Genomic DNA, 24,833 nt, shown 5'->3' with positions numbered 1-24,833 from the left:
TTCACATGATGGAGGTGTAAAAATATGGCGAAAAAAGAGAATAGAATCGTCCCCCTCCTACCGCTTCGAGGTTTGTTAGTTTATCCATCGATGGTGCTACATTTAGATGTAGGACGCGATAAATCTGTACAGGCGCTTGAGAAGGCGATGATGGATGATCATATGATATTTTTAACAACACAAAAGGAAGTTTCAATAGATGATCCAAAAGAGGATGATTTATACCATATTGGAACGCTGACGAAAATTAAGCAAATGCTCAAACTGCCGAACGGCACCATTCGCGTGCTTGTCGAGGGACAAAAAAGAGGCGAAATCAAAAGTTTTGAAAGCAAGGAACCATATATTTCTGTACAAGTTGATACTTATGAAGAACCGCTTCAAAAAGATGTTGAAGAAGAAGCTTTGATGCGAACTGCGCTTGAATATTTTGAGCAATACATAAAAATGTCTAAAAAAATTTCAAGTGAGACGTTTGCAACCGTTTTGGATATAGATGAACCGGGAAGATTAGCCGATATTATTGCTTCCCACTTGCCGATCAAGCTGAAAGATAAGCAAGAAATATTAGAAACATTTGATGTGAAAGAAAGATTAAATAAAATTATTCAAATGCTCCATAATGAGAAGGAAGTCCTACAGCTTGAAAAGAAAATAGGCCAGCGGGTCCGTCAATCAATGGAACGGACGCAAAAAGAATATTATTTGCGCGAACAAATGAAGGCCATTCAAAAAGAGCTCGGAGAAAAGGAAGGGAAAACGGGCGAAATAGAAGATTTGACTGAAAAAATCGAAAAATCGGGAATGCCGGAACATGTTTATAAAACGGCTATGAAAGAGCTCAGCCGATATGAAAAAATCCCTTCAACATCCGCTGAAAGTGCGGTGATCCGCAATTATTTAGACTGGCTCATTTCCTTGCCGTGGAACAAGGCAACAGAGGACAGACTGGATATAAAGCTGGCGGAAGTGATCTTAAATGAAGAGCATTACGGACTAGATAAAGTAAAGGAACGGGTGCTTGAATATTTAGCAGTGCAAAAATTAACAAATTCGCTTAAAGGCCCTATTTTATGTTTAGTGGGACCGCCTGGCGTTGGGAAAACATCTCTTGCCCGTTCTGTTGCAAAATCATTAAATAGAAAGTTCGTTCGAATTTCTCTTGGCGGCGTTCGGGATGAATCGGAAATAAGAGGCCATAGAAGAACATATGTCGGTGCGATGCCGGGTCGGATCATTCAAGGGATGAAAAAAGCGGGAACCATTAATCCGGTATTTTTGCTGGATGAAATCGATAAAATGTCCAGCGATTTTCGCGGTGATCCTTCAGCTGCTCTTCTTGAAGTGCTGGATCCGGAGCAAAACCATAATTTCAGCGATCATTATATTGAAGAGCCGTATGATTTATCAAAAGTCATGTTTATTGCGACAGCCAATAATTTAGCAACTATTCCAGGTCCGCTGCGCGACAGAATGGAAATTATCACAATTGCCGGTTATACCGAATTAGAAAAAGTTCATATCGCCAAAGATCATCTTCTTCCAAAACAATTAAAAGAGCATGGACTGAAAAAAGGTCACTTGCAAATAAGAGAAGAAGCAATTTTAAATATAATTCGTTATTATACGCGCGAAGCAGGGGTAAGAGGGTTAGAACGCCAAATCGCAGCAATATGTCGAAAAGCAGCGAAAACGATTGTAACAGGTGAAAGAAAAAGAATTGTTGTAACCGCTAAAACTCTTGAAGACTTTTTGGGCAAAAAATTGTTTCGATACGGTCAGGCAGAATTGCAGGATCAAATCGGTGTGGCGACCGGTCTCGCATATACGACGGTCGGCGGCGATACGCTGTCCATTGAAGTGTCCATCTCTCCGGGGAAAGGCAAGTTGATTTTAACCGGAAAGCTCGGAGATGTCATGAAGGAATCGGCTCAAGCCGCTTTCAGCTATATTCGATCTAGAACAAAAGAACTAAAGATAGATCCAGATTTCCACGAACAATATGATATCCATATTCATGTGCCTGAAGGAGCTGTTCCAAAAGATGGACCGTCTGCAGGCATTACGATGGCAACGGCGCTTATTTCAGCATTAACTGGAAGACCGGTTCGAAAAGAAGTCGGAATGACAGGTGAAATTACTTTAAGAGGCCGCGTTCTGCCGATAGGCGGTTTAAAAGAAAAAACATTAAGCGCCCATCGTGCCGGTTTAAAGAAAATTATTTTGCCGAAGGAAAATGAAAAGGATTTAGATGATATACCAGAAAGCGTGAGAAAAGAATTGACTTTTGTTCTTGTCTCACATATGGATGAAGTATTAAAACATGCATTGGCAGGAGAAAAAGAATGAAGGTAACAAAAGCAGAAATTGTCATAAGTGCGGTTAAATCTGATCAATATCCATCAACCGATTTTCCAGAAATCGCTCTGGCAGGAAGGTCTAACGTCGGGAAATCTTCGTTTATTAATAAAATGATCAATAGAAAAAATTTGGCGAGAACCTCTTCAAAGCCTGGGAAAACGCAAACGTTAAACTTTTATTTAATTAACGATCAATTTTATTTCGTTGATGTTCCCGGATATGGATTTGCCAAAGTGTCGAAAAGGGAGCGGGAAAAATGGGGGAAAATGATCGAAGCGTATTTGCTCAAAAGAGAACAGCTTAAAGCATGTATTCTTATCATAGACATCCGCCATGCACCTACATCTGATGATGTCATGATGTACGAATTTTTAAAATATCATGGAATTCCTGCTGTAATTGTCGCCACAAAGGCGGATAAAATTCCTAAAGGAAAATGGCAAAAACACTTAAAAGTAGTGAAAGAAACGCTAAAAATGGAAAAAAATGATCCGCTTATTCTTTTTTCAGCAGAAACTGGTTACGGAAAAGAGGATGCATGGTCAGCCATTTATCCATTCCTATCATAAAATGAAATTGCTTTAGGCTGGATACAGAAGGAAAAGCTCGAGAAGCTTAACCGCTTCGAGCTGTTTCCTTTTATTTTTTTCTGAAAAACAATAAATACAAACCTGCAATAACAAAAAGAATCGGCCAAAAGGCTTGCCAATTGGAAACGCTCTTTTGAATAAAAGATGTCAAAGCGGAAGGAAAATAGTAAAGGAAACTTCCGATCAAAAGAAGGATAAATCCTTGTGCAAACCCGCTTTTTGCTTGAGCAGACCGAATAATGAAAGCAAGGGCAATGATCCAGATCATTGCGGTTAAATCATCAGGCCAGAACGGGAATGATTTTCCCCATAAAAAATGGATGCCAAGGCCAAGCAGCAGAACGGCAGGAACGATTGCTTGGTCATCCTTTTCCGCTTTTGCCTGAACCATAAAGGCGATGCCAAACATGATAAAAAAGAAAGGCAAAGTGTTCATGTTCATATTGAAAAAGAGATCGAAATTTTTCAACAAGAAATAAAGCCCGATCTCCAGCATAATCATAGCAACAAACGTCCAACGCACTTAACGATCACCTCTGTTTTGATGACTTGATTCCGGCTCTCTTTTTTGATAATATTTTTAATGTAATAATTAATATAATTTATATCTGTTTCTTACTTTATCATCATATCATACAGTTTCATATACTGTTCACATTTTTTTGTCGATATTTTGTTATAATAAAGTCAGTATGTATTTGCTTTTGGGGGGTCGGAGATGCATATTTTAGCTGTTGGGTTAAATTATAAAACAGCCCCTGTTGAAATTCGCGAAAGGTTGAGTTTTAGCAGCAATGATTTAGCTTCTGCAATGAAACGGTTGAAGAATGAAAAAAGCATTTTGGAAAACGTGATCGTTTCCACCTGCAACCGGACAGAAATCTATGCAGTTGTTGATCAGCTTCATACAGGGCGTTATTATATAAAAGCATTTTTAGCTGAATGGTTCAATATGGACATTGAGGAGTTCGATTCGTATCTAAAATACTTTGAAAATGAACAGGCTGTTCAGCACTTGTTTCGGGTGGCATGCGGCCTGGATTCTATGATTTTAGGCGAAACGCAAATTTTAGGACAAGTCCGTTCAAGCTTTTTATTAGCTCAAGAACATAACACGATCGGAACGATTTTTAATCAACTGTTTAAACAGGCAGTAACATTGGCTAAAGAAGCCCATTCGGAAACGGAAATCGGTTCAAATGCTGTTTCCGTCAGCTATGCTGCCGTAGAATTGGCAAAAAAAATTTTCGGCGACCTATCCAGCAAGCATGTGCTTATTTTAGGCGCAGGAAAAATGGGAGAGCTTGCCGTACAAAATTTACATGGCAGCGGAGTCAAACAAATTACGGTTATGAACCGTACATTTGAAAAGGCGAATGAATTGGCGAAGCGTTTTTCCGGACAAGCAAAAATGATGTCTGAGCTTCAGTGTGCGCTTATTGAGGCAGATATTTTAATTAGTTCAACAGGTGCAAAGAGTTTTGTGATTTCGAAAGACATGATGTTAGATGTTGAAAAGTTAAGAAAAGGCCGCCCGTTTCTGATGGTGGATATTGCGGTTCCACGCGATTTAGATCCTGCATTGAGTGAAATAGACAGCATTTTTTTATATGATATTGATGATTTGGAAGGAATTGTCGAAGCGAATTTGCAGGAAAGAAAAGAAGCGGCTGAACAAATTGAAATCATGATCGAGCGAGAGGTCTTGGAGTTTTCGAAATGGCTGAATACATTAGGGGTTGTTCCGGTTATTGCTGCATTGAGGGAAAAAGCTCTTCTTATCCAATCGGAAACAATGAAAAGTATTGAACGGAAGCTGCCGAATTTGACAGAACGCGAAAGAAAAATATTAAATAAACATACGAAAAGCATTGTCAATCAAATGTTGAGAGATCCGATTTTAAAAGTGAAAGAGCTGGCTGCTCTTCCAAATGGCGAACAATCTTTGGAATTATTTAAAGAGATTTTTAATTTAGATTTAGATGAGGAATTAATAGAACAAACTCCTTCCGTTCAATTAAAAACGCATTCAAAAAATGTTTCACTTGAAATGTAAGTGAAAGGAAAAACTAATATATGTTTGATTGGAATATCATTAGATTAAACGAATTGATGATTGTTTTATATGCATTGAGCGTTTTCTTATATTTTATAGATTTTTTGCATCATAACCGGAAGGCAAACAAAATAGCCTTCTGGTTACTTTCTATTGTCTGGGTTTTACAATCCTTTTTTTTATTTTCGCAAATGGCGCAAACGGGCAGATTTCCGGTTTTAAACATAGCGGAAGGTCTTTATTTTTATGCATGGGTATTGGTCACTCTTTCCCTTGTGATCAACCGGCTGCTTCGAGTCGATTTTATTGTCTTCTTTACGAATGTCATTGGTTTTATCATTATGGCCATCCGGACGTTTGCTCCTTCAGAGGCAGTATCGACTGAAGTATCCAGCAGGTTAATTTCAGAACTGTTATTGATCCATATCACGATGGCGATACTATCATACGGAGCGTTTTCGCTTTCATTTGTTTTTTCCATTCTTTATTTGATACAGCACAACTTATTAAAAAAGAAAAAATGGGGGAAAAGGCTTCATCGCATTCAAGATTTGGCAAAACTGGATTATATGACATATGTTTTAAATATGATCGGTGTACCTATATTGCTATTAGCTCTCATTTTAGGAATGATATGGGCTTATTTAAAGGTGCCAAATTTGAACTGGTATGATGCAAAAGTGATCGGCTCATTTTCTGTTTTAGGCATATACAGTTTTTATTTGTATGCCAGAGTAGTAAAAGAGTGGCAATGGAAAAGAATTGCCTTTTTAAACGTTGCCTCATTTTTAGTGCTGTTAGTTAATTTCTTTTTATTTGGAAGCTTATCGAATTTCCATTAATGCATGTGCTCAGGAGGATGTTTATGCGAAAAATTATTGTCGGGTCAAGGCGAAGTCGGTTAGCAATCGCCCAAACAAATTGGGTGATCGAGAGATTAAAAGAGCTTGGAGCCCCATTTGAATTCGAAATAAAAGAAATTGTCACAAAAGGTGATAAAATAGTTGATGTCACTCTTTCAAAAGTAGGCGGGAAAGGCCTTTTTGTAAAAGAAATTGAGCAGGCTATGCTAAACGGTGATATTGATATGGCCGTGCACAGCATGAAGGATGTGCCGTCTGTCTTGCCGAATGGCTTGACGATCGGCTGCATTCCTAAACGAGAAGATTACCGCGATGTTTTGATTTCGAAGGATTGCCAAACTTTAAGAGATTTGAAAGCTGGCGCTGTTGTTGGAACGAGCAGCTTAAGAAGGAGCGCCCAAATTTTAGCCGTCCGCCCCGATGTAACCGTCCGTTGGATTCGCGGAAATATTGATACGCGTCTAAAGAAGCTGCGGGAAGGCAACGATTATGATGCAATCATTTTAGCAGCAGCAGGTCTTAAACGAATGGGCTGGAAAGACGAATTGGAAAAAGCGTACTTTTTACCGCCTGATATGTGCGTTCCTGCAGTCGGTCAGGGAGCTTTGGCGATAGAATGCCGAGAAGATGATCATGAACTGCTTGCAGCTTTAAGAAAACTAAATGACGAACGGACGGAGAAAGCCGTTTTGACAGAGCGGGCTTTTTTGCATGATATGGAAGGAAGCTGTCAAGTGCCTATTGCCGGTTTAGCTCAAGTTGATGAAAATGAAGAAATTGTGTTAACAGCACTTGTTGCATCTCCGAATGGAAAAACGGTATATAAAGAGACGAAAACTGGAAAAGATCCGAATTTACTTGGAAAGGATATGGCAGCACTTCTATCGTCTCAAGGCGCCAAAGAGCTGGTCGAACAAGTGAGAAAGGAGCTAAACCATGAATGAGTGCTGAAAAACCATTGAATGGTTTTAATGTGTTAGTGACGAGAGCGAACAGCCAGGCTGTCGAATTCTCAAAGAAAATTCAAGCGGCGGGAGGCTGTCCTATAGAAGTTCCGTTAATTGCAACGAGGAAAACAGAAACGGATTTCAATGCCCTCCCCGTTTTAAAACAGTTAACATCTAAAGACTGGATTGTTTTTACTAGTGCAAACGGCGTTCAATATTTTTCCGAACATGTAAAAGACTTGTCATTGGAATTAGAAGATCTGAAAAACGTCAACGTTGCTTGTGTCGGTATAAAGACAAAAAAAGCTGCGGAGAAAATAGGATGGAAGGTATCTTTATGTCCTGAAGAGTTTCGTGCCGAAAGCTTAGCGGAAGAATTAATCGATCATGTTCGGCAAGACAGCAAAATAGTAATTGCCCGCGGGAATTTGGCACGCACTTATTTACGTGAAGTATTAACAGAAAAAAAGATTTTTTTCTTTGATTTTGTTGTTTATGAAACAATACAATTGTTGGAAAATGAAAAAGAAGTGTTGCATTTGCTTGAAAATCAAACGATTGATTTTATTACGCTGACGAGTTCTTCCACAGCTTCTGCATTTATGCAAATTGTCAAAAGAAACGGGCTGGAAAACAGGGTTCGGGATATTGTGTTTGTTTGCATCGGACCGATAACAAGAGATAAATTGTTGTCTTATAAAATAAAGTGTACTTGCATTATGCCGGAAAAATATACAATTGATGGAATGCTGGAAAAAATGTGTACATACGCAGAAAAAAGGGAGGAATAGATCATGCTGAATTTTGCACGGCACAGACGATTGCGGCATACAGCTAATCTGCGGGCTATGGTCAGGGAAACCCGCCTTCATAAAGAAGATTTAATATATCCGATTTTTGTTGTCGAAGGAGAAAATCAAAAAAATCCAGTGCAATCGATGCCGGGAGTTTTTCAAGTTTCATTGGACCTGTTAAATGAAGAAATTGAAGAAGTTGTCAAGCTGGGAATTAAATCAGTTATTTTATTCGGCATTCCTCATGAAAAGGATGAAGTCGGTTCAGGAGCATACCATGATCATGGCATCGTGCAGCGGGCTATCGCTCAAATTAAACAGCAGCATTCTGATCTTGTCGTTATCGCAGATACTTGTCTATGCGAATATACTGATCACGGTCATTGCGGAGTTGTGGAAAACGGGCAAATTGTAAATGATGCTTCGTTAAAATTATTAGCCAAAACAGCTGTCAGTCAGGCAAAAGCCGGGGCGGATATAATTGCTCCATCCAATATGATGGACGGATTTGTCGCAGCCATTCGGGAAGCGCTTGATGAAGAAGGATTTGTTCATATTCCAATTATGTCATATGCGGTCAAATATGCCAGTGCTTTTTACGGACCGTTCCGGGAAGCAGCTGAAAGCACGCCGAAATTCGGTGATCGGAAGACGTACCAGATGGATCCGGCTAACAGGCTGGAGGCATTAAGGGAAGCAGAAGCAGATGTTGAACAAGGATGCGATTTTTTAATTGTGAAACCGGCGCTTTCTTATTTAGACATTGTCCGTGATGTTAAAAATCATTTTAACCTTCCTGTCGTTGCTTATAATGTAAGCGGCGAGTACTCAATGATTAAAGCGGCAGCTGAAAATGGATGGATTGATGAAAAAGGCACTGTCCTTGAAATGCTTACAAGCATGAAAAGAGCCGGCGCGGATTTAATGATTACGTACCATGCAAAAGATGTTGCCCGTTGGTTAGATGAACAGTCTGATTATTGAAAAGGGGGCTCATTTCATGAAATATGAACGTTCGAAAAAAGCATTTGAAAAAGCGAAGACGTTGATGCCCGGCGGGGTCAACAGCCCTGTGCGCGCGTTTAAATCCGTTCAAATGAATCCGATCTTTATTGAGCGCGGAAAAGGTTCTAAAGTGTATGACATTGATGGCAACGAATATATTGATTATGTTCTTTCATGGGGACCGTTAATTTTAGGACATGCCAATGACAGAGTTGTTGAAGCATTAAAGAAAATAGCGGAACAAGGAACGAGCTTTGGGGCGCCGACCTTGATTGAAAATAAGCTGGCGGAGCTCGTTGTGGAGAGGGTTCCTTCCGTTGAAATTGTGCGGATGGTGAACTCTGGTACGGAGGCGACAATGAGCGCATTGCGCCTTGCCCGCGGATATACGGGAAGAAATAAAATTTTAAAATTTGAAGGATGTTATCATGGCCATGGAGATTCGCTGCTCATTAAGGCTGGATCAGGAGTTGCCACATTAGGGCTTCCGGATAGTCCAGGGGTGCCGGAAGGAATTGCCCAGCATACGATTACTGTTCCATATAATGATTTAGAGAGCGTCCGCTTTGCTTTTGAAAAATTTGGCGAAGACATAGCTGCCGTGATCGTCGAGCCAGTAGCCGGAAATATGGGTGTTGTACCGCCTAAAGAAGGCTTTTTAGAAGGCTTGCGCGAGATCACCAAACAATACGAATCGCTTCTGATTTTTGACGAAGTGATGACCGGTTTTCGCGTTGACTATCATTGCGCTCAAGGATACTTTGGAGTGACCCCGGATTTGACATGTTTAGGAAAAGTCATTGGAGGAGGACTTCCAGTCGGAGCCTATGGCGGACGGGCGGACATCATGGAAAAAATCGCTCCTGTCGGTCCTATTTATCAAGCGGGGACACTTTCAGGAAATCCGCTTGCGATGACAGCCGGATATGAAACACTCATTCAGCTTACACCAGACACATATAAAGAATTTAAAAGAAAAGCGGATAAATTAGAGGAAGGATTGCGCAAAGCTGCTCAAAAATATGAAATCCCTCATACGATTAATAGAGCGGGATCAATGATCGGATTTTTCTTTACAAATGAAGATGTTGTCAATTACGAAAAAGCAAAAACATCAAACCTTGATTTTTTTGCAAAGTATTATCGTGTTATGGCGGATGAAGGCATTTACTTGCCTCCTTCCCAATTTGAAGGAATGTTTCTGTCAACAGAGCATTCGGATGAAGATATTGAAAAAACAATTGAAGCATGTGAAAAAGCTTTTTCGGTTTTGAGATAACGAGCTAAAAGGACTAGCTTCTGATTGAAGCTGGTCCTTTTATTTTTGTTTCCCGTGCATATTTTGTCATCCTCCTTCATACATCTTTAATGGCACGATAAATTAGATTGATTGGAGAAAGGAGGAAGTCCGCATGTCCATTGAAGAAACGTCCGTTTTACGATTTTCGGTAGAGGAATCGGTCTTGTTTCGCCATCATTTTCAACCTTCTGAACTATTGTCCATTTCACTGGAACCTGACATCTCAATTGAAGAACATGATGGATATGTAACGATAAAAGGTGCTCTAGAGCTTTCCGGAGAATACAAATTCGATGGAGAGGAGCAACAGAATGATAAACTTCTTCAAACCTCCTCCATCGCCCGTTATATACAAAATGTAGAAGCGAGAAATGACGGTGTAATGGAATTTAGACACGAGCTTCCGGTCGATATTACAATACCGAAAAAAAGAATTGCCAATTTAGAAGAGGTGTTTGTGGCGATTGAATCATTTGATTATGATTTTCCGGAAGCAAATGGTTTAAAGCTTATAGCTGATCTATCCATTTACGGAATTCGAGAAGAGCAGGCGGAAGAAACTGCTGTAAATGAAGTGGACGAGATCATAGATGCTGAAGCGGAAATCTCATCCGTTCGACAGTCTGATGAAAGGGAAGAAGATGAAACCGAATCAACGCTCAAAGAAAATCGTTTCAATGATGAACCAATCAACAAAGCGGAAAATATTGAAAAAGATAATGAACAGAAAAGTCTTGATGAATATTTCGAATTCGATACAGCCGAACGCGATCAAAATGAGCAAATCGAACATGATCGTGATGCTGTTCAAAAGGATGACAATGAAGAGACGGCAGACATTGTTTTTATGATGCCATTAAAGAGAGAAGAAGAAACGGAAACGGATTACGATACATTCACTGTTGAAGCGAAGAAAAATCAAGTCAGTTTGGAAGAGAAAGGCCGCATTGAAGAAGAAAAGCCAGTGATCAATAAAATTTCCAATTATGTCGAAAAAGACGATGAAGAAAAAGAATCTGTAAGGAAAAATGATAACACCTTATATTTAACAAAATTGTTTACGAAAAATGAAGAAGAAGAATTTTCTAAATTAAGAATGTACATTGTCCAGCAGGGAGACTCGCTCGAAAATATTTGCGAACGCTACAACATTACGCTCCAGCAGCTCAATCGAGTAAATCAATTTCACCATGATAAAGAGATTAGTGAAGGAGACATTTTATATATCCCGGTTCTTGAAACACAACAAACGTAATTTTTGCAAGCGGCTTGAGAGGGATCCAACCACCTCAAGCTTTTCTTTATTTTCTTTAAAGGCGTGTGGGAAGATGAGCGATGATCTGAAAACGGCCATGAGGATTTTGCAGCATTATCCAATCAAACCGATTTATTTAGAGAAAAAAACAAAAAATGTCTTGAAAATTCATTGTGAAAAAAGAACATATGCTTTAAAACGAACAACGATTAAAAAGCAAAGAAACATTCTAAAATTATATTCAATTTTTCACGACTTTCCATCTTTAGGAATCGTGCCGATTTATAGGACAACGAACGGAAATGTGTTTGTTAATGACTCAACACAATCGTTTTATTTAATGCCTTGGATGGAAGGTTCAATCGTTGATGAAAAAAATGCCTCAATCCTTTTTTACCACTTAGCGAAACTCCATAAAAAAACAAAACAGGAAATCAACATACCTCTAGTTCAGCTCGAAAATGTGTATCAACAGATTCAGAACAAGTGGAAGAGAAATTTCAACCTGCTGGAAGCATTTATGGAACAAATCGAAAAAAAATGGTATATGTCGCCTTTTGAATTGGCGGTCTTCAGTTATTATTTTGAAACGAGGCAAGCCATCTTATTTGCTGAAGCAAAGCTTGATGAGTGGTATAACGAAATAAAGCAATCCCCTCACATGCGAATTGCACTGAACAAAGTAAATGTCTCCTTATCTCATTTTCTGTTAGATCCAAAAGGGAAAATTTATTTTATTAATATGGAAGATGCAGCATTTGCTACTCCAATTTATGACCTTTTCTTAATGTTTATGAACCTCTCCGAAGCGGAACCAACCGTTAGTGATGAAAATGTGCAATATATATCAGATTACGAAAAAGTGCTTCCTTTAACAAAAACTGAGAGATTGCTGTTGGTAAGCTATTTATCCTATCCAGCTAAATTATTAAAGCTTGTCCGGCAATATCAAAAAAAGAAAAGCGAAAAGGGAGAATTAGAATATTGCAAACAGCTGTTAAGAGCATACTGGCAAATGAAAAATACCAGGTACATTGCTTTAAAATGGAATGAAAAACTAGAAAACGATTCATTGGCATCAGAATGAATGGGGGATCTGGCAGCTTTAGCCCCGTTCCATATACAACGCGGCTGCTAGAAATAGTAAAATGGCTAATAAAATAATATCAAACATAGTTGGTAAAAGAATTGTTCGAATTCCCTGAAAAATCGTTAAAGGAATGATGAACTGTTCAAGAGCAGATCGGAATTGTTTAATAAACGATTGAATATAGTATGGTTTTATTTTTTTTCTCATGCTGATCACCTTCAACTTTGTTAATTTATATTATGAAATAAAGAACATTTTGTGATTTTTGTTTAAAGGCTAAGGAAGATGGGGAAAATATTGACGAAAAAAACAATTTTTTAGTACTATTAAATATAGAAATTTATATAGTTTGTGAAAATGTGTTGAAGGGGAGTAGTACAACGAACGACTCCTTCCAGAGAGGGAAATCGCAGGCTGGAAGATTTCCTAGGAGATCCCGTTGGAAAGTCGCCCTGGAGCAGCTTCCTTGAAAGCTTTTTAGTAAAGGGAGCCGGCATTAGCCGTTACCTGAAAGAAGTGCACAGACGTATCTGTGAAAAAAGGTGGTACCGCGAAAACATCTCCTTTCGTCCTTTTAGGATGGAAGGAGTTTTTATATTTTAGAATGAAAATAAGGAGGTTTTCATAAATATGTCGAATTCAGAAATCACTCTTTCCCCAAAATACGATCCGAAAACGGTTGAAGAGGATCGGTATGCATTTTGGCTCGAGGGGAAATTTTTTGAAGCAAAAGATGATGAGGGGAAAACTCCTTTCACGATCGTTATTCCTCCGCCAAACGTCACCGGTAAGCTTCACCTTGGACATGCATGGGATACAACTCTTCAAGATATTATTACCCGAATGAAGCGAATGCAAGGGTACGATGTTTTGTGGCTGCCAGGGATGGATCATGCGGGAATCGCCACACAAGCCAAGGTGGAAGCAAAGCTGCGAGAAGAAGGGAAAAGTCGGTATGATCTCGGGCGGGAAAAATTTGTAGAAGAAACATGGAAATGGAAGGAAGAATATGCAGACCATATTCGCAAACAATGGGCAAAATTAGGCCTAGGTCTTGACTACACAAGAGAGAGGTTCACCCTTGATGAAGGTCTTTCAAAAGCTGTAAGAGAGGTTTTTGTATCGCTTTATAAAAAAGGTCTTATTTACCGAGGAGAGTACATTATTAACTGGGATCCGGTGACAAAAACAGCCCTTTCCGATATCGAAGTCATTTATAAAGAAGTGAAAGGGGCACTTTATCATTTAAAATATCCGCTGGCTGATGGATCCGGATATATTGAAGTCGCGACCACTCGCCCGGAAACGATGCTTGGGGATACAGCAGTGGCAGTTCATCCTGATGATGATAGGTATAAGCATTTAATCGGAAAAACAGTGAAGCTGCCAATAACAGGACGGGAAATTCCGATCGTCGCAGATGAATATGTCGATATGGAATTCGGTTCAGGAGCAGTAAAAATAACTCCTGCACACGATCCGAACGACTTTGAAATCGGAAACCGCCACAATTTAGAAAGAATATTAGTCATGAATGAAGACGGGACAATGAATGAAAAAGCTGGAAAATATGAAGGAATGGACCGCTTTGAATGCCGGAAGCAGTTGGTGAAAGACCTGCAGGAGGAAGGAATTTTATTTAAAATTGAAGAGCATATCCATTCCGTAGGCCATAGTGAACGAAGCGGAGCAGTTATCGAGCCGTATTTATCAACTCAATGGTTTGTGAAAATGAAGCCTTTGGCCGAAGCTGCTTTGAACCTTCAGAAAACAGAAGGGAAAGTTCATTTTATTCCTGAACGATTTGAAAAAACGTATTTGCATTGGCTGGAAAACATTCGCGACTGGTGTATTTCCCGTCAGTTATGGTGGGGACATCGCATTCCAGCTTGGTATCATAAGGAAACAGGCGAAGTTTATGTTGATCATGAGCCGCCTAAAGATATTGAAAATTGGGAGCAGGATCCAGATGTGTTAGATACATGGTTCAGCTCTGCTTTATGGCCGTTTTCAACAATGGGCTGGCCTGATAAAGAGGCAAAAGATTATAAACGCTATTATCCGACAGATGTCCTTGTTACCGGGTATGACATTATTTTCTTTTGGGTTTCGCGGATGATTTTCCAAGGATTGGAGTTTACTGGGAAAAGACCGTTTAAAGATGTTTTGATTCATGGACTTGTGCGCGATTCAGAAGGAAGAAAAATGAGCAAATCATTAGGCAATGGCGTCGATCCGATGGATGTTATTGACAAATACGGTGCGGACTCTTTGCGCTACTTTTTAGCTACCGGCTCAAGCCCAGGACAGGATTTAAGATTCAGCTTTGAAAAAGTAGAAGCCGTGTGGAATTTTGCCAATAAAATATGGAACGCCTCCCGCTTTGTACTGATGAATTTGAACGGTTTAACATATGAAGAAATTGATTTAAACGGAAAAAAATCAGTGGTAGATAAATGGATTCTCACACGGTTAAATGAAACGATTGAGCTTGTCACAAGACTTGCGGAAAAATATGAATTTGGCGAAGCCGGTCGGGTGCTGTACAATTTTATTTGGGATGATTTTTGCGACTGGTATATTGAAATGGCAAAAATTCCGCTGTACGGAAATGATGAGGAAGCGAAAAAGACAACTCGTTCCATTTTGGCATATGTGTTAGATCAAACATTGCGACTCCTTCATCCTTTTATGCCGTTTATAACAGAAGAAATTTGGCAGCACCTTCCTCATCAGGGAGAATCGATTACAATTGCTTCATGGCCGGTTGTACGTCGGGAGCTTTCTGATGAAAAAGCTGCAAACGAAATGAAGCTTCTAGTTGATGTGATTCGCTCAGTCCGTAATATTCGCGCTGAAGTGAACACGCCGATGAAGAAGCAGGTGGATATGATCATTCATGCTCATAGTGAAGAAGTTAAAAACCAGTTGGAGAAAAACCGCAGCTATTTAGAGAGATTTTGCAATCCTAGCTCATTAACAATTGATACAAACATTGAAGCTCCTGACAAGGCTATGACAGCTGTTGTGAGCGGGGCAGAAGTATTTCTTCCTCTTGAAGGACTCATTAATGTGGAAGAAGAAATCAAACGGCTTGAAAAAGAATTAGAGAAATGGAATAAAGAAGTCGAGCGCGTTCAGAAAAAGCTTGCCAATGAAGGATTTATTAAAAAAGCACCGAAAGAAGTCGTAGAAGAAGAGCGGGCAAAAGAAAAGGACTATTTAGAAAAACAGCAGGCGGTGTTAAAACGCCTTCAGGAGCTGAAAGGCTAAAACAAATCCGGGTATGCCCCGGATTTTCTTCCATCAAAACGTTTATGATACATCCGGCCATTCAAATTCATTGAAAATGTTCGAGAGTTCAAGGAGGGGAATTTATATGTTTCAAACATATGAAGAAGCACTCAAGTGGATACATTCCCGCCTAACCTTTGGAATAAAGCCTGGTCTCCAGCGAATGGAATGGATGATGGAAAAGCTTGATCATCCGGAAAGAAGATGCCGCTTCATTCATGTAGCCGGAACAAACGGGAAAGGATCAACGATTGCTTTTATGCAAGAGGTGTTAAAAGCCGCTGAATATAAAGTAGGTGCTTTCACCTCGCCTTATTTGGAATCATTCAATGAACGAATTACGATAGATGGCAATCCCATTTCTGAAGAGGAAATATTGCAGCTATCCAATGTGATCAAACCGGTTGTTGACGAGCTTGAGAAAACGGAGCTTGGAGCACCGACAGAGTTTGAAGTCATTACTGCGATGATGTTTTATTATTTTGGTAAAATCAACGTGCCGGATGTTGTTTTATTAGAAACAGGACTCGGGGGAAAATGGGATTCTACGAATATTGCGAATCCTATTCTTTCAGTGATTACAATGATTGGACATGATCATTTAAACATCCTTGGCTCAACGATAGAAGAGATTGCAGAGCAAAAGGCAGGCATTATTAAAAACGGAGTTCCTGTCATTACAGCTGTGGAACAAAAGGAAGCCCTTGATGTCATTGAGCGTGTTGCAAAAGAAAAAAAAGCAAAGCATTATTGGCTCACTAGGGATTTTCACGCAGGAGATTTTGATGAATTTTTTGTACAAACCCCCTTTAAACGATATAACAGCCTTTCATTACAGATGAAAGGAAACCATCAAGCGATCAATGCTGCACTGAGTGTCATGACGCTTGATTATTTAAGAGTTTATTATTCGTTTATTATTGAGGAGGAGCATATACAGGAAGGATTGAAGCGCACTTTTTGGAAAGGGCGGTTTGAAGAAGTAAAGGAAAAACCGAGAGTCATTTTGGACGGAGCACATAATCCGGAAGGAATGGCAGCGTTGAAAGAAACTGTACAAAAGTTTTACCCTGATAAGAAAATCATCATGTTATTTTCTTGTGTGAAGGACAAGCAATATAAAGAAATGATCGAGCAGGCTGCACAAATAGCAAATCGAATCATTTTTACAACCTTTCATTTCCCGAAAGCAGCTGATGCGAAAGAATTATACGAGGCTTGCGACATGAAGGATAAAGAGTATGAAGACAATTGGGAGCTTGCCTATGAAAAGATTATCAACACAATGGATGACGAAACGGTTCTCATTATTACAGGTTCCCTTTATTTTATCGGTGAAGTGAGAAAACATATAAAACATAGCTCATGAGTACGAGGATGTCGAAAAATAACGACAACAATTATGAACGAGGCGACAAATGTCTCGTTCTTTTTTATTTTACATATGTTAGCATAAAAAAAAGTTTGTCCAGCATAAAAAGGGCGGTGATCATTTTGGACAAGCCATCATCGAAAATAACCATTAAAATCAACGGTCAGGAAAACAATTTTTCCAACGATACGGATGTTTCTGCTGAACCAAGTGAAACTGGCAAACAATTAAAAGTATCCAGCTGGGAGGAGAAGGTGAAGGCTGAAAAAGAAATGGCAGCATCAGAGGATAAGAACGAAGAGGAGACATCTTTTCCTTGGATTTTGCCGGATGATGAGGAGGATAAGAAAGAAAACCCGAAAATAGCCTTCTCAAAGAACAATAGCAGAACGCTGCCTCCTAAAATAAAAAACTATGTGATATCGATCATATTTGCTGTTATTCTTGGACTGAGTTTTGGTGTTTTAGCCCTGCAATTTATTTCAAACGATTCAATGCCTGTATCATCTGAATTGAGGGATGTGTCAAAGTCTCCTCAAAGACAGAATGTTAGCAATGCTTCAGCGCCAAGCGGTGCGGAAAACATCGTTTTTGAAGTTTATATGGTACAAGCCGGAAAATTTACAAAAAAAGAAGGAGCGGAAACCGTCAGCGGGCAGATAAAGGCTAAAGGATTGCCTTCTGTTATCGTTCCACAAGGCGGCGATCATTACGTATTCGTTGGGGCAGCGTTGGATAAAAAGACAGCAGAAGAGTTGAAAAACATGGCTGAATCACATCAAATTGAAACGTTTGTGAAAAAGATGAAATGGGAAGGAAAGGTGGAAAACGAAAAAACTAAAACGGTCGTTGAGGAGATGCTGAAGCTGTCTTCGTCTTTTGTGAATGGAACCGCCCCGGAACAAGAGAAAGTAGAGTCATTATTAAATGAGGCTGGTCAAATAAAAGACGATTCAATTTTGGCAGCAGTAAAAAAACTGCAAACAGAAAAATCGGCAAATGAACAGCTATGGAGTCTGCAGCAGTCGCTGCTAGATTTTTTTGAAAAACTTTCTTGATAACGGGAAAGCGTTTGCTCGAGCATACGTTTTCTTTTTTTATTTTCACAAGCAGTTTTCCTTAGATAATGTAGTTTTTTCTGTAAATTGAATAAATGTTTTTATTAATGGCGATTAGATAATTCTTTTTTGAAAAATTGTTTGCAAAAGCCTTTTTTGATAACATACGGATAGTATTGGTTGAAAGGATGAAATAAAAATGGAACGCCTCATACTTGCATCAAGCTCTCCGCGAAGAAAAGAACTCCTCAAGCTGTTAGGAATACCATTTGCTGTGATTGAAAGCAATTTGGAAGAGAGGCTGGACGAAGAAGCTGAACCCGAAAAAGCCATTCAAAAACTTGCCTTTCAAAAAGCCTTTCATGTAGCCGAAAGGTATAAAGATGCATATGTCATCGGAGCAGATACGGCGGTGATCCTCGAAAATCGAATACTAGGAAAGCCGAAAGACCGCCGTGACGCCTATTACATGTTAAAATCACTTTCTGGGAAAACACATACTGTTTTAACAGCAGTTTCGATTATTCATGGTGAAAAGCATACGACATTTTCTGCATCAACAAAAGTTACTTTTTGGCCGCTTTCAGACGATGAAATCCTGGAATACATTGAGACAAACGAACCGATGGACAAGGCGGGTGCTTATGGAATTCAACATTTCGGCTCATTGCTAGTGAAAAAAATTGATGGCGATTATTTTACAGTTGTCGGTCTTCCTGTTTCAAGACTGTACAGAGAATTAAAAAATTTTGGATTTCACTGGTAACAAACAAGGGGGAAAGATATGCTCGCTATTCGAGATTTTCCAGAAGAAGAAAGACCAAGGGAACGATTGATACACAACGGACCAAAAGGCCTTTCCAACCATGAGCTGCTGGCAATTTTATTGAGAACAGGGACAAAGGGAGAATCAGTGCTTGAACTGGCGAATAAGCTTTTAAAAACTTTCGGGGGTCTTAGAATGTTAAAAGAGGCGTCAGTTCAGGAAATTATGGGCATACCCGGCATTGGAAAAGCAAAAGCGGTGCAAATTATAGCAGCATTAGAATTGGGAAAAAGAATTCATCAGCTCGCATACGAAGATCGGTATGTCATTCGTTCTCCACAAGATGCCTCCAATTATGTCATGGAAGAAATGCGCTTTTTAAAACAAGAGCATTTCGTAGGTTTATATTTAAACACAAAAAACCAAGTGCTGCATAAGCAAACGATTTTCATCGGCAGTTTAAATACATCAATTGTTCACCCAAGAGAAGTCTTCAAGGAGGCATTGAAATGTTCAGCTGCATCTTTTATTTGTATCCATAATCATCCATCAGGAGATCCCTCCCCGAGCAAAGAGGATATCGAAGTCACGAGGCGCTTGTCCGAATGCGGAAAGTTGATCGGGATTGAACTTTTAGATCATATCATAATCGGAGAGCGTAAATACGTCAGTTTAAAAGAAAAGGGATATTTATAACGCTTTTTAAAAGGTTTTATGTCAATTGTTGGGGTGCACTGGATATGAAGTGCACCTCTTTTTATGATGTGTGAAGATTAGATCTATGAAATTATTGATAAATGACTTCCAATTTTTTAAGCTTAAAAATGACATTCGCAGTTTTATGAATTTTTATCTTTGAATATCTATTGCTGATGGAGAATGGCTTGATATATAATCAATAGCATCCCTTTACTTTATTGGAAAACTTCCATATATAAGGTTCTATTTTATATTACTCATATGATGCTCCTGTCTTTTATAATAAATTGTAAGGAAGCATGTTTTCATTTAAGATTACAGACTTCTGAATTAAGATCCTCGTCGCACTGCTGCCTATGTGATTGTGCACTTGAATTTGTAGTGATGTTCTTTTTTTGGCAACCACATCAGATCAGCTAACTTATTATTGAAAAACAATTCATTTTACTCTAGTCATTCTACCTCAGTTTCAGCAACAAAGTTTTATGAAAACCACTTATATGTATAATCATTACATTTCACCCAAAATTTTGTCATTGCGAAAAAGGAGTTATTTTTACACACTTTATATGGTTAAAAAACTTATTTTCCCGAGTTATAAATGGGTGAAAAAGTATGCCTTCATTTAAAATCAATCCTAACACGTATTACAGTTAATAGCTTTGGATTCTGAACTGCTAGCGCTTTTTCGGACAGATTTTTGCGCTTCTAGATACGTAATGCGAGCAACCACCGTTTTGCTGAATTTGCAGGGGGACTGATGGGAGACAGCACAACGGTATATAACATACTGACCAGCCTCGCAAAGACACGATAAAAAGCTGCTTGAAGCAGGGCAGTAACGTTATTACAACGCGTAAGTGCATGATAGAAGGAATTTCAAAAAACATTTGCACGGCCTCGCGAGCTCCAAATGATGTCCGCATTTACAAAGGGTTTGCGACTTAAGAAGAGCCAAAGTTGGAGAAAAATCTCATATTTTAGTGATTTTCAATAATAGATGAACTTGAAACTTCGGCAGAATTGTTATGTAATACTTTATTGGAGTCATTTGAATTGAAACACAATCAACTGAAAAAACCATTATTTTTTATGACATTCTAAACCATTGCTAATAAAGAGTGCAAAGGGGGGATTTGTAAACATAAAATAATATTTTTTGTATGGACTTGTAATATTTTTAAGTTATTATTCTCAATCACTAGCGTCGCATTAAAATAATTTAACACCTTCAAATAAACCGAATTTTCTGAAACATAATCTAAACACAAAAAAATCCTTTATAATGGTTGGGTGGTAGTAAACCATCCAAATCCAATACAAAGGACAAAAGCATGGATAAGTTTACACGAAAAACATCATTTGAACAATGGTTTTCACCGATTAATCGTCCATTATTTGACGACCTAGTGAAAACACATCAATTAAATCACTATACCAAGAAGCTTTATATGGCTTCATTTATGAAACTGCTTTTGTATGCAGGGCTCCATGAAACCGAGAGTTTACGGGCGCTGAGTGACGCTGTCTTTTTAGAAGAATTACAACGAGCAACGGGATTGGAATCGATTAGTTTTTCACAGTTAGGGAGACGAATCAACGCCATTCCAACGGTTTTCTTTCAATCGATTTTTCTTAATTTAGTGGCTCAAATTCATGAGAAAACACATTTTCAAAAGCGAAGAAAGCTGACAACGCCACTAAAAATCATTGATTCGAGTACATTACCGCTTAATTTGACCAATCATAAGTGGGCAGAGTTTCGAAAAACAAAATCAGGAGTAAAGCTTCACTTACGACTTGTTTTTATGGAAAAAGGACTCTCCTATCCAGATCAAGCCGTACTCACGAATGCCAACGAACATGATCGTGGTCAACTAGAAGTATTCGTGGATGACAAAGAATGCCTGTACGTGTTTGATCGTGGTTACTTAGATTATGAACGTTTTGATCGTATGACAGATGATGGCTATTTCTTTGTTTCACGATTACGGAAAAACGCTGTAGTTCGTGTATTGGAGACCTTTTCTCTGCCGGAAAATTCATCTGTTTTGTCTGATGAAATGGTGGTCATTGGCACCACACAAAATCGTTCTGAGAATGCGTTCCGTTTACTGAAATTGGTTGATACAAAAGGAAACACACTGCATTTACTCACAAATCGTTTCGACATAAGTGCAGATGAAATAGCAGAAATCTATAAATCGCGCTGGGCGATTGAATTGTTTTTCAAATGGATGAAACAACATTTAAACATTAAAAAGTTCTATGGTCACAGTGAACAAGCTGTACACAACCAAGTGTACGTAGCCATGATAGTGTACTGTCTGAATGTTTTAGCTCAGTTGAACACAAATAGCGAACGCAGTTACTTACAAATTAGTCGCTATTTGAAGGCTTCTTTGTGGAAATCCGCTCACATTTGGTTACGAAAAATCGAAGGAAACGGCGTCCCATAAAGGTTTGCCAGTCGTTGTTGCACAAGTCATAGGTTATAGTAAAAAAATGGATGTTTACTACCCTCGCTTAGGTGTTTTCGTTTTTTCTCTAAAGTCCAGAAAAAAATAAAACTGAAAATTCAGACATCATTTATGCGACGGTAGTGATTCTCAATGGATAAATTAAATCAAGGCTTTCATACGGGCGGTATTTGCTGTGACATCTATTTTTCATCCTCTATTCTCCACTAGGAAAATTTTTTAGTAAAAATTTTTGAGATATCCAACACAATGATCAGCTTTTCATCAAGTTTCATGAAAAATACCTCGCAAATTTTTATTTTACGCAGGGTATTGATAGCACTTTTTTTTTTGAAAAATTACGTTATAATATAATTTATGGGTTTTTTCAATAATGATTAGACATTTACATGAATATAAAAACGTATTTATTTTGGAAGAAAGGGAGATACATCAGCTATGTTTGGAATTGGTACGAGAGACCTTGGAATAGATTTAGGGACAGCCAATACGTTAGTGTTTGTGAAAGGAAAAGGTATTGTAGTGCGTGAACCATCTGTTGTTGCTTTGCAAACTGATACAAAGCAAATTGTTGCAGTTGGTAATGATGCAAAAAATATGATCGGGCGTACGCCTGGAAATGTTGTAGCACTTCGACCAATGAAAGACGGAGTGATTGCTGATTATGAAACGACTGCTACGATGATGAAATACTACATAAAACAGGCAACAAAAAATGCAGGTATTTTTTCGCGAAAACCTTATGTGATGGTTTGTGTTCCTTCGGGAATAACTGCGGTTGAAGAACGTGCGGTCATTGATGCAACGAGACAAGCAGGCGCTAGAGATGCGTATACGATCGAAGAACCATTTGCGGCTGCTATTGGAGCCAACCTTCCAGTTTGGGAACCGACCGGAAGCATGGTTGTAGACATCGGCGGGGGAACAACGGAAGTTGCCATCATTTCTCTCGGCGGAATTGTGACAAGCCAATCTATCCGTGTTGCCGGTGATGAAATGGATGAAGCCATCATTAACTATATCCGTAAAACCTACAACTTAATGATTGGTGATCGGACAGCGGAAGCGGTGAAGCTTGAAATCGGTTCTGCAAGCGCTCCGGAAGGTGTTGAAAACATGGAAATTCGCGGAAGAGATTTGTTAACAGGCCTTCCGAAAACGATTGAAATTACTGCGACAGAAATTTCAGAGGCATTACGCGATACTGTCTATGCGATCGTAGATGCTGTAAAAATTACTTTGGAAAAAACTCCGCCTGAACTTGCGGCGGATATTATGGATCGAGGAATTGTTTTAACTGGTGGGGGCGCCCTTCTTCGCAATTTAGACAAAGTTATAAGCGACGAAACGAAAATGCCTGTAATCATTGCGGAAAATCCTCTTGATTGTGTAGCGGTCGGAACAGGAAAAGCTCTTGAACATATCCACCTATTCAAAAATCGTACAAAAGACCACAGATAAGTTAGAGGTGTAAATCATGCCACAATTTTTTCTAAATAAACGATTAATTGTGCTCCTTGTCGGGATCATTATTTTGGTGGCATTGATTGGTTTTTCCCTAAAGGAAGACCGCAATCTTTCGTGGCAGGAGAAGTTTATTCAAGATTCGGTTGGACTAGTCCAGAAGGTATTTCATCAGCCCGCACAATATATTGCGGGCTTCTTTGAGAATTTGAATCATTTAAAAAATACATACGAAGAAAACGAGCTGCTTCGCAAACAACTGAATAATTATATTCAATTGGAGGAAAAGCTGCAGGAATTAGAACAGGAAAACAAACAATTAAAAGAAGAATTAAAATTATCTGCTGATAACGATATAAGAAAATATAAGTCGATCCAAGGGACAGTCATCGCAAGAAATCCTGATCGTTGGCATGATTATATCAAAATTGATAAAGGCGAACAGCACGGAATCAAAAAAGACATGGCGGTTATAACGGCAAAAGGATTGATCGGGAAAGTGAAAAATACTTCTGAATTTACGTCCACCGTTCAGCTTTTAAGTGCTTCCGATAGAAAAAACCGGATTTCAGCAATGGTTCATACGAATAACGGAAAGGTATTCGGCCTCATTGTCGGCTACAGTGAGCAGGAAAATGCTCTTGAAATGAACATCATTGAATCAAATGCCCAAATAAAAGAAAATCAAATTGTAGCGACTTCTGGCCTTGGCGGAGTGTTTCCTGAAGGTTTAGTGATCGGAAAAGTAAAAAAAGTCGAACTTGATTCGTACGGATTAACAAAGATAGCTTATATAACCCCATCAGCTGACTTTTATGATATAGATCGTGTCATGATCATCGAGCGGGTTCTTCCAACAGTTGATATCAATCAATTGGAAGAGGAGGAAGACTCTTGAGAACATTTTTCCTCCCCGTAATGGTTATGTTTATTTTCGTATTGGAAAGCATCATCGTTGATCTTGTTCCGATCCCTTTTCTTTCAGATCATCAAGTGGCAGTTCCCCATCTTTTACTATTGATGATTGTCATCTTGGCGGCGTACGGCTCTCGGAAAATTGCCGTCATTTATGGAATTGTTTTCGGTTTATTGTTCGATGTTGTTTACACGCAAGTTATCGGCATATATGCTTTCGCATTTCCGACCTTGGCATATTTAGTGATGCAAGCTTTGCGGGTGCTCAATCCCAATATTTTTGTTTTAATTTTTTTAACTGAGCTTTCCGTTGCATTGCTTGAATTTTTTACATACGGTATTTATTTACTAATCGGGATGACAGCTGTTCCTCTGCAATTGTTTACAATTGATCGCCTGCTACCGACACTTGCTCTGAATTTTGTATTAGCTTGTGTGTTAATCTATCCTTTAAAGAAATTCGTTTTGGGCTTGAAAATAGGTGAACACAACGATTAAGTTTTAAAGTTTGATAGAGGAGTTTT

Annotated in this window: 21 protein-coding genes and 1 other annotated feature; of the genes, 19 read left to right on the top strand and 2 right to left on the bottom strand. The window is 38.9% G+C overall.

Annotated elements, in window-relative coordinates; translation table 11 throughout:
- The first annotated feature begins 24 nt into the window (after window positions 1-24).
- Both lon and yihA read left to right on the top strand, forming a co-directional pair.
- The gene (lon, locus tag NSR00_RS08230) at window positions 25-2,349 is read left to right on the top strand and encodes an endopeptidase La (protein WP_066249767.1); all 2,325 of its coding nucleotides are present in this window, start codon (window positions 25-27) and stop codon (window positions 2,347-2,349) included.
- Window positions 2,346-2,930, top strand: a complete 585-nt coding sequence (gene yihA / locus NSR00_RS08225; protein WP_063387465.1) for a ribosome biogenesis GTP-binding protein YihA/YsxC — start codon at window positions 2,346-2,348, stop codon at window positions 2,928-2,930. The genes lon and yihA overlap by 4 nt, the downstream gene beginning before the upstream one ends.
- A 70-nt stretch (window positions 2,931-3,000) precedes the next feature.
- Here yihA and NSR00_RS08220 read toward each other — a convergent pair whose 3' ends face one another.
- Window positions 3,001-3,474 carry a hypothetical protein gene (locus NSR00_RS08220; protein WP_063387466.1) on the bottom strand — a complete coding sequence of 158 codons (474 nt, stop codon included), beginning with the start codon at window positions 3,472-3,474 and terminating at the stop codon, window positions 3,001-3,003.
- 195 nt (window positions 3,475-3,669) lie between these two features.
- Here NSR00_RS08220 and hemA point away from each other — a divergent pair, with 195 nt between their 5' ends.
- The 8 genes from hemA (at window position 3,670) to ysxE (ending at window position 12,258) form a co-directional block, all read left to right on the top strand.
- Entirely contained in the window at window positions 3,670-5,007 is a 1,338-nt protein-coding gene (gene hemA, locus NSR00_RS08215) for a glutamyl-tRNA reductase (protein ID WP_094246302.1), read from the top strand.
- Window positions 5,008-5,027: 20 nt separating this feature from the next.
- Entirely contained in the window at window positions 5,028-5,849 is an 822-nt protein-coding gene (locus NSR00_RS08210; RefSeq protein ID WP_063387468.1) for a cytochrome c biogenesis protein, read from the top strand.
- Window positions 5,850-5,872: 23 nt separating this feature from the next.
- A complete protein-coding gene (hemC, locus tag NSR00_RS08205) occupies window positions 5,873-6,814 on the top strand; it encodes a hydroxymethylbilane synthase (RefSeq protein WP_063387469.1) in 942 nt (313 codons plus the stop codon).
- Window positions 6,811-7,608 carry a uroporphyrinogen-III synthase gene (locus tag NSR00_RS08200; RefSeq protein WP_340788073.1) on the top strand — a complete coding sequence of 266 codons (798 nt, stop codon included), beginning with the start codon at window positions 6,811-6,813 and terminating at the stop codon, window positions 7,606-7,608. Before hemC ends, NSR00_RS08200 begins: the two co-directional genes overlap by 4 nt.
- Before the next feature lie 3 nt (window positions 7,609-7,611).
- Window positions 7,612-8,595 carry a porphobilinogen synthase gene (gene hemB, locus NSR00_RS08195; RefSeq protein ID WP_144597681.1) on the top strand — a complete coding sequence of 328 codons (984 nt, stop codon included), beginning with the start codon at window positions 7,612-7,614 and terminating at the stop codon, window positions 8,593-8,595.
- A 16-nt stretch (window positions 8,596-8,611) separates the two neighbouring features.
- Window positions 8,612-9,895, top strand: coding sequence for a glutamate-1-semialdehyde 2,1-aminomutase (gene hemL, locus NSR00_RS08190; RefSeq protein WP_063387472.1), 1,284 nt, complete (start codon window positions 8,612-8,614; stop codon window positions 9,893-9,895).
- Between the two features lie 133 nt (window positions 9,896-10,028).
- Complete coding sequence (gene spoVID / locus NSR00_RS08185) at window positions 10,029-11,171, top strand: stage VI sporulation protein D (protein WP_340788070.1); 1,143 nt, start codon at window positions 10,029-10,031, stop codon at window positions 11,169-11,171.
- Between the two features lie 73 nt (window positions 11,172-11,244).
- Window positions 11,245-12,258 (top strand): spore coat protein YsxE, encoded by a 1,014-nt coding sequence (gene ysxE, locus NSR00_RS08180; protein WP_340788068.1) that lies wholly within the window; start codon window positions 11,245-11,247, stop codon window positions 12,256-12,258.
- Between the two features lie 18 nt (window positions 12,259-12,276).
- On the opposite strand, the gene NSR00_RS08175 is transcribed toward ysxE, so the two are convergent.
- Window positions 12,277-12,468: a hypothetical protein gene (locus NSR00_RS08175; protein ID WP_340788065.1), complete on the bottom strand. Its 192-nt coding sequence runs from the start codon at window positions 12,466-12,468 to the stop codon at window positions 12,277-12,279.
- A gap of 146 nt (window positions 12,469-12,614) precedes the next feature.
- Window positions 12,615-12,838: a binding site (T-box leader), on the top strand.
- Window positions 12,839-12,891: 53 nt separating this feature from the next.
- Between NSR00_RS08175 and NSR00_RS08170 the strand changes: the two genes are divergently transcribed.
- The 9 genes from NSR00_RS08170 (at window position 12,892) to mreD (ending at window position 24,807) form a co-directional block, all read left to right on the top strand.
- Window positions 12,892-15,534, top strand: coding sequence for a valine--tRNA ligase (locus tag NSR00_RS08170; RefSeq protein ID WP_340788063.1), 2,643 nt, complete (start codon window positions 12,892-12,894; stop codon window positions 15,532-15,534).
- 106 nt (window positions 15,535-15,640) lie between these two features.
- Window positions 15,641-16,924 (top strand): bifunctional folylpolyglutamate synthase/dihydrofolate synthase, encoded by a 1,284-nt coding sequence (locus NSR00_RS08165; protein WP_063387845.1) that lies wholly within the window; start codon window positions 15,641-15,643, stop codon window positions 16,922-16,924.
- A 125-nt stretch (window positions 16,925-17,049) separates the two neighbouring features.
- A complete protein-coding gene (locus tag NSR00_RS08160; protein ID WP_161939813.1) occupies window positions 17,050-17,985 on the top strand; it encodes an SPOR domain-containing protein in 936 nt (311 codons plus the stop codon).
- A gap of 199 nt (window positions 17,986-18,184) precedes the next feature.
- On the top strand, window positions 18,185-18,751 hold the full coding sequence (locus tag NSR00_RS08155; protein WP_327847809.1) for a Maf family protein: 567 nt from the start codon (window positions 18,185-18,187) through the stop codon (window positions 18,749-18,751).
- Between the two features lie 18 nt (window positions 18,752-18,769).
- Window positions 18,770-19,447, top strand: coding sequence for a RadC family protein (gene radC / locus NSR00_RS08150; protein WP_130156096.1), 678 nt, complete (start codon window positions 18,770-18,772; stop codon window positions 19,445-19,447).
- A 1,337-nt stretch (window positions 19,448-20,784) separates the two neighbouring features.
- Window positions 20,785-21,909, top strand: a complete 1,125-nt coding sequence (locus NSR00_RS08145) for an IS4 family transposase (protein WP_340787371.1) — start codon at window positions 20,785-20,787, stop codon at window positions 21,907-21,909.
- Window positions 21,910-22,368: 459 nt separating this feature from the next.
- Window positions 22,369-23,391, top strand: coding sequence for a rod shape-determining protein (locus NSR00_RS08140; protein ID WP_063387942.1), 1,023 nt, complete (start codon window positions 22,369-22,371; stop codon window positions 23,389-23,391).
- 16 nt (window positions 23,392-23,407) lie between these two features.
- The gene (mreC, locus tag NSR00_RS08135; RefSeq protein WP_063387943.1) at window positions 23,408-24,292 is read left to right on the top strand and encodes a rod shape-determining protein MreC; all 885 of its coding nucleotides are present in this window, start codon (window positions 23,408-23,410) and stop codon (window positions 24,290-24,292) included.
- Window positions 24,289-24,807 (top strand): rod shape-determining protein MreD, encoded by a 519-nt coding sequence (gene mreD, locus NSR00_RS08130; RefSeq protein ID WP_063387944.1) that lies wholly within the window; start codon window positions 24,289-24,291, stop codon window positions 24,805-24,807. The genes mreC and mreD overlap by 4 nt, the downstream gene beginning before the upstream one ends.
- Window positions 24,808-24,833 lie beyond the last annotated feature (26 nt).

This window comes from Aeribacillus sp. FSL K6-8394 (assembly GCF_038008865.1).
GTDB lineage: Bacteria > Bacillota > Bacilli > Bacillales > Aeribacillaceae > Aeribacillus > Aeribacillus composti.
The sequence above is the reverse complement of the archived record's forward strand: the minus strand, read 5'-3'. Positions and strand labels throughout refer to the sequence as shown.

Excerpts from the sequence above, each read along its gene's own strand:
- NSR00_RS08155 (WP_327847809.1), top strand. The coding sequence starts at position 18,185 with ATGGAACGCCTCATACTTGCATCAAGCTCTCCGCGAAGAAAAGAACTC.
- NSR00_RS08170 (WP_340788063.1), top strand. The coding sequence starts at position 12,892 with ATGTCGAATTCAGAAATCACTCTTTCCCCAAAATACGATCCGAAAACG.
- ysxE (WP_340788068.1), top strand. The coding sequence starts at position 11,245 with ATGAGCGATGATCTGAAAACGGCCATGAGGATTTTGCAGCATTATCCA.
- spoVID (WP_340788070.1), top strand. The coding sequence starts at position 10,029 with ATGTCCATTGAAGAAACGTCCGTTTTACGATTTTCGGTAGAGGAATCG.
- hemA (WP_094246302.1), top strand. The coding sequence starts at position 3,670 with ATGCATATTTTAGCTGTTGGGTTAAATTATAAAACAGCCCCTGTTGAA.
- NSR00_RS08200 (WP_340788073.1), top strand. The coding sequence starts at position 6,811 with ATGAGTGCTGAAAAACCATTGAATGGTTTTAATGTGTTAGTGACGAGA.
- NSR00_RS08165 (WP_063387845.1), top strand. The coding sequence starts at position 15,641 with ATGTTTCAAACATATGAAGAAGCACTCAAGTGGATACATTCCCGCCTA.
- NSR00_RS08210 (WP_063387468.1), top strand. The coding sequence starts at position 5,028 with ATGTTTGATTGGAATATCATTAGATTAAACGAATTGATGATTGTTTTA.
- NSR00_RS08145 (WP_340787371.1), top strand. The coding sequence starts at position 20,785 with ATGGATAAGTTTACACGAAAAACATCATTTGAACAATGGTTTTCACCG.
- hemB (WP_144597681.1), top strand. The coding sequence starts at position 7,612 with ATGCTGAATTTTGCACGGCACAGACGATTGCGGCATACAGCTAATCTG.
- radC (WP_130156096.1), top strand. The coding sequence starts at position 18,770 with ATGCTCGCTATTCGAGATTTTCCAGAAGAAGAAAGACCAAGGGAACGA.
- hemL (WP_063387472.1), top strand. The coding sequence starts at position 8,612 with ATGAAATATGAACGTTCGAAAAAAGCATTTGAAAAAGCGAAGACGTTG.
- NSR00_RS08175 (WP_340788065.1), bottom strand. The coding sequence starts at position 12,468 with ATGAGAAAAAAAATAAAACCATACTATATTCAATCGTTTATTAAACAA.
- NSR00_RS08140 (WP_063387942.1), top strand. The coding sequence starts at position 22,369 with ATGTTTGGAATTGGTACGAGAGACCTTGGAATAGATTTAGGGACAGCC.
- yihA (WP_063387465.1), top strand. The coding sequence starts at position 2,346 with ATGAAGGTAACAAAAGCAGAAATTGTCATAAGTGCGGTTAAATCTGAT.
- mreC (WP_063387943.1), top strand. The coding sequence starts at position 23,408 with ATGCCACAATTTTTTCTAAATAAACGATTAATTGTGCTCCTTGTCGGG.
- hemC (WP_063387469.1), top strand. The coding sequence starts at position 5,873 with ATGCGAAAAATTATTGTCGGGTCAAGGCGAAGTCGGTTAGCAATCGCC.
- lon (WP_066249767.1), top strand. The coding sequence starts at position 25 with ATGGCGAAAAAAGAGAATAGAATCGTCCCCCTCCTACCGCTTCGAGGT.